Genomic DNA, 4,787 nt, shown 5'->3' with positions numbered 1-4,787 from the left:
CTGCTCTACGACACCATCGCCGGCTTCGGCTGAGAACAATGCATGTCGCCCAAAAGTGCGCTGCGGTTTTGGGACAACGGCATGCATGAAGCAGGAAACTCAAACCCTGTCGCTTAATTCCCTCCTGGCGTGACACGCATTGAACGCGCGGCACCGCGACAAAATCGCGGGCCGCGCTATCTTCTTTAGCCATTATGACCGGAACCGCTGAGGCCCGCGAATTCTACGCCCGACTGATGGCCGCTCATGCCGGCTCGGCTGATCCGCGCCTCGGGGAAGCTTTCGCCACCGTTCCGCGCGAGGCCTTCCTTGGTCCCGGACCGTGGACCATCATCGCCGGCGACGGCAGGGTTAAGACGCCGAGCGCCGATCCCGCCCACATCTACCAGAACGTGCTGGTGACGCTCGACGCCGACAAGGGCATCAACAATGGCGAACCCTGCCTGCACGCAATGTGGTTCGGCCGGATCGCGCCCAGGCCAGGCGAGGCCGTCACCCATATCGGCGCCGGCACTGGCTACTACACGGCGCTGCTGGCGAAGCTGGTCGCGCCCGGCCCGGTCACCGCCTTCGAGCTTGACGCAGCACTTGCCGCCAGCGCCGAGCAGAACCTCACGGCCTATGAGAATGTGGCCGTCATCCATGGCAATGCCGTCACTAGCCCGCTGCCTGCGTCCGACATCATCTATGTCAATGCCGGCGTGGCAGCGCCTCCGGCCGCCTGGCTGAAGGCGCTGAAGCCGGGAGGCCGCATGGTCTTCCCATGGCGTCCCGCCGAACGCGTTGCGCTGGCCGTGCTGGTGACCAGCACGGAATTCGGCTTCGCCTGCCAACCGTTCATGGGCTCGTGGTTTATCCCTTGCGTCGGCGCATCGACCCCGGACCCCTCTGCGAAAATCCCCGATCGCGAGAAGGCGGCGCGCAGCCGTTCGATCTGGCTGATCAGCGACAAGGCGCCGGACCGCACTGCCACGGCAATCATCGGCGAGGTTTGGTTCTCGTCGCACGGCGTCGGCCGCGGCAGGGGGATGAGCGCGCTGCGGTAGATATTTTTGCGGCCGCTGTCGAGCCGTCGCCTGTCCATGCGTCCTAAGGCCGAAATCCGGCCCGACGGCGCGGACCACGAAAAGGGAGAGTTCCAATGAGGAAGATCATCGCCGCCACGTTCGTCAGCCTCGACGGCGTCATGCAGGCGCCCGGCGGTCCGGAGGAGGACCCGGTCGGCGGCTTCAAGTTCGGCGGCTGGACGTTCCATTACTTCGACGAGGTGGCGGGCGCGGCCCTGGATGAACTGTTCTCCAAGCCGTTCGCCCTGCTGCTCGGCCGCAGAACCTACGACATCTTCGCCGCCTACTGGCCGTATCAGAAGGATTCGATCGCGGATGCCTTCAACCCTGCGACCAAATATGTGGCGACGCATCGGCCGGATTCGCTCACCTGGCAGAACACGCAATGGCTTGGGGAAGATATCGTCGCGACGTTGCGCCGCCTCAAGCAGGACGACGGACCTGACCTGCTCATCCAGGGATCGGGCAGTCTGATCCAGACCCTGCTTGCCCACGGGCTGATCGACGAGATCAGGTTGATGATCTTCCCGCTGTTGCTGGGCAAGGGCAAGCGGCTGTTCGACGACGGCGCGATGCCGGCCGCCTTCAAGCTCACCAAGTCGCAGGCCACCACCACCGGCGTCATCATGGCGACCTACGAGCGGGGCGGCGAGATTAGGACCGGATCATTCGCGCAGGACAAGCCGTCCGACGCCGAGCTCGAGCGGCGCATGAACTGGAAGTAGCGGGGCGGCCTCCCTCCGGAGCGGGAGAGGTGGCGCTGCGGAGCAGCTACGGTGCGGGGGAAGTCGGTCCTCAAATGCACCGCCGCTGACAACTCGCCACGGGCCTCAATCAGGGCGAAGCATCGCCTCGGCTTGAAGCAACAACGCTCGAGCCAGGTCGACCCCGCTCCGTCGAGCTTCGCTCGACACCTCTCCCCGATCGACGTGGGAGAGGAACCCAAGTTCTTCCAGGTCTCAAGCCGCCACCTGCCGCCGCGCCAGCCCGTCGCGGATGTGTCGCGCAAACTCTCGCGCAGCGGGCTCGGTGCCGTATTTCGGCAGATGCAGGTTGATAGCGAAATTCGGCAGCGCCGGAAGGTCAGGGCCAGAAGGCAGGATGTCGAGGTCCGCCGGCACGGTCGATGCCAGCCAGGTGGTGACTGCAAGGTCCGCCCGCACCGTTGCCGTCGTCGCGTCGATGTTGCCGTTCTCGAACACCGTGCGCCATTCCAGCCCCTGCTCGCTGAGCGCTGAAAGCACCGCCGGGCGGAAGGCGCATGTGTCGGCGACCATCGACACCGGCAACGGGCGCTTGCGGTGCGCGGCGCCGCCCCTGGCGCCGACCCAGACCAGCCGGTCGACCGCCAGGCATTCGCCGGCGGACGGACCGACCCGTTCCTCGATGACGGCGAGATCGATCATGCCGGCCGCGAGCGCCGCCGCAAGCTCCGGCGAGGCGGCGCAATGGAGCGAAATCTCGACCTGCGGATAGGTATCGGCATAGGCCTTGAGCACCGGCGCGAGCAAGGTGCCGACAAGATCGTAGGCCACGCCGAGCCTGACCTTCCCCGCAACCGCGCTGCCGGCAATCTCGGCCCAGATCTCGTCATTGAGCGAGAGCAGGCGCCTGCCCTTGCCGAACAGCCGCTCGCCTGCCCTGGTCAGCCGCAAGCCGCGCCGGTCGCGCTCGAACAGGCTGCAGTCGAGAACGTCCTCCAGCCGCTTGATCTGCTGGCTGACGGCGCCTTGCGTCAGGTTCAGCGCATTGGCCGCCGCCGTCATGCTGGCCCTGTCGGTGACGGTGACGAAGGTTCGGATCAACGCGGTGTCGAGATTGCGGATCATTTTGGCATTATAGATGTTAATGCAAATCATATCAAACATTGCATTTACTGATGCGAAGCGCGCTTTAGCATGCAGGTTCCCGCGAAAGGAGCCTGCATGTTCAAAACCATCCTTCCACTCGCCCTGTTCGCTCTCATCTCCACCTCGACGCCGGGCATTGCCACGACCCTGTCGACGGCCTCCGGCGCGCAGTTCGGCTTTCGCCGATCCGTGCCGCTGATGGCCGGCAGCGCCGCCGGCCTGGCTACTGTGGCGGCCGCGGGTGCCGCCGGGCTCGCCGGCCTGCTCGCCGCCGTCCCGTCCCTGCAACTGGCGATGAAGATCGCGGGCTCGCTCTATCTGATCTGGCTGGCGGTCAAGATCGGCCGCAGCGGCCCGCCGAACCTCGACGTGTCCATGGCCAGGCCGAACAGCTTTTTCGGCGGCGCCGGCATTCAGTGGATGAACCCGAAGGGCTGGGCGATGGGGCTGGGCGCCGCCGCATCCTTCGCAGCGCTTGCCGACGGACCCTTGCGGCTCGCCCTGCTGCTCGGCGCGGTGTTCGGGCTTGCCGCGGCCTTCTCGTTGTCGCTGTGGTGCGTGGCCGGCACGCTGCTCGCGAGGCTGCTCAAGACCGAGCGGCAGTGGCGCGCGCTCAACATTGCGCTTGGCCTGCTGCTGGCCGCCTCGATCCTGCAGATGTGGCGGCCAACCTAGCGGCAGGGGGACTATACGGCGTAGCGTGCCGCCGGCTTGCCGGCGAACAGGCTGCCGTAGAAATGGTCCCTGGCGCCGAGATATGTATCCAAGCCGGCCGGGTCGGCAAGGCCTGGCGCGGTAACGGTCTCGCCCTGGGCAAAACCGGCAAGTGCCGCGTCGACCAGATCGTCGGCCGTCATCACCCAGTCCTGGTTGATCCTGTCGAGGCTGATCCCGGACACGTCCCAGAACTCGGTGCGGATCGGTCCGGGCAGCACGACCTGTGCCCTCACCTCGGTGCCGGCGACTTCGCTCTGCAACGCTTCAGTGAAGTTGACGACATAGGCCTTGGTGCCGCTGTAGATGCCACCGACGGCGATGCCGTAGGCGACCACCGAGGCGATGTTGACGATGGCGCCTCGGTTGCGCGCAAGCAGGCCCGGCAGCACCGCGCGGGTCAAACGCGTCAAGGCGATGACATTGACCTTGATCATGCGCTCGGCGGAGTCCGCATCGGCCTCGGCGATCACTTGCAGCCCACCCATGCCGGCATTGTTGACCAGCAGCGTCACGCTCTCGTCGGCCGCGATCGCCTGCTCGACCCGGCGCAGGTCGCTGTCGCCGGCGAGATCGGCGACAATCGTCTTAACCTTGCGGCCATAGGCATAGGCCAGCCTGTCCGCAACCTCCTGCAGCCGGTCGGCGCGCCGCGCCACCAGCACCAGGTCGTAACCCTGCCCGGCCAGCCGGTCGGCATAGACCGCGCCGATGCCCGACGAGGCGCCGGTGATCACGGCCGTGCCCTTGTTGTCCTTCGTGCTCATTGTCCTGTTCCCTTGTTCGTGTCGCTCTGGTTCGGCGACGACGATCACGCCATTCGCCGACATGTCCGATTTAATATTAGTGGCATATGCCACTTTCACCGAAGTAGGTATATGCCACTATCTTGTCAACGGCGGCGGCGAAAACTATTTCTGCGGCTGGCCGGCGCAGCTTTTCGCCGGCAAGGAGCGAACATGACCGGAGTTCGGAAGCCAGGATTTAGCCGCTGCAACAACGCGACGCTGCGGCGCGCCGCGCGCAGGCTGGGGCGCTTCTACGATGACGCTCTGGCGCCATCGGGCTTGAAGGGCACGCAGTTCGGCCTGCTCTTTCAGATCCATGTCGGCAGCGAGCCGGCGATGGGCACCATCGCCGAGGCGCTGATCATGGA

5 protein-coding genes and 1 pseudogene are annotated in these 4,787 nt (G+C 65.7%); 4 read left to right on the top strand and 2 right to left on the bottom strand.

The window, feature by feature from the left end:
* Positions 1-194: 194 nt before the first annotated feature.
* Together EN781_RS26270 and EN781_RS26265 are read left to right on the top strand one after the other, a co-directional pair.
* Positions 195-1,046 (top strand): protein-L-isoaspartate O-methyltransferase, encoded by an 852-nt coding sequence (locus tag EN781_RS26270; RefSeq protein WP_126058775.1) that lies wholly within the window; start codon positions 195-197, stop codon positions 1,044-1,046.
* Positions 1,047-1,141: 95 nt separating this feature from the next.
* Positions 1,142-1,792: a dihydrofolate reductase family protein gene (locus EN781_RS26265; protein ID WP_126058774.1), complete on the top strand. Its 651-nt coding sequence runs from the start codon at positions 1,142-1,144 to the stop codon at positions 1,790-1,792.
* A gap of 234 nt (positions 1,793-2,026) precedes the next feature.
* On the opposite strand, the gene EN781_RS26260 is transcribed toward EN781_RS26265, so the two are convergent.
* Positions 2,027-2,896, bottom strand: a complete 870-nt coding sequence (locus EN781_RS26260) for a LysR substrate-binding domain-containing protein (RefSeq protein WP_126058773.1) — start codon at positions 2,894-2,896, stop codon at positions 2,027-2,029.
* Between the two features lie 96 nt (positions 2,897-2,992).
* On the opposite strand from EN781_RS26260, the gene EN781_RS26255 reads away from it, so the two are divergent.
* The gene (locus EN781_RS26255) at positions 2,993-3,592 is read left to right on the top strand and encodes a LysE family translocator (protein ID WP_126058772.1); all 600 of its coding nucleotides are present in this window, start codon (positions 2,993-2,995) and stop codon (positions 3,590-3,592) included.
* A gap of 11 nt (positions 3,593-3,603) precedes the next feature.
* Here EN781_RS26255 and EN781_RS26250 read toward each other — a convergent pair whose 3' ends face one another.
* A complete protein-coding gene (locus tag EN781_RS26250; protein ID WP_126058771.1) occupies positions 3,604-4,398 on the bottom strand; it encodes an SDR family oxidoreductase in 795 nt (264 codons plus the stop codon).
* Positions 4,399-4,590: 192 nt separating this feature from the next.
* Between EN781_RS26250 and EN781_RS26245 the strand changes: the two are divergent.
* A pseudogene (locus EN781_RS26245) lies at positions 4,591-4,787 on the top strand (MarR family transcriptional regulator); the annotation flags it as partial.

It is taken from the genome of Mesorhizobium sp. M4A.F.Ca.ET.090.04.2.1 (genome assembly GCF_003999085.1).
Taxonomy (GTDB): Bacteria; Pseudomonadota; Alphaproteobacteria; order Rhizobiales; family Rhizobiaceae; genus Mesorhizobium.
This window is presented reverse-complemented; position numbering and strand designations above follow the sequence as displayed.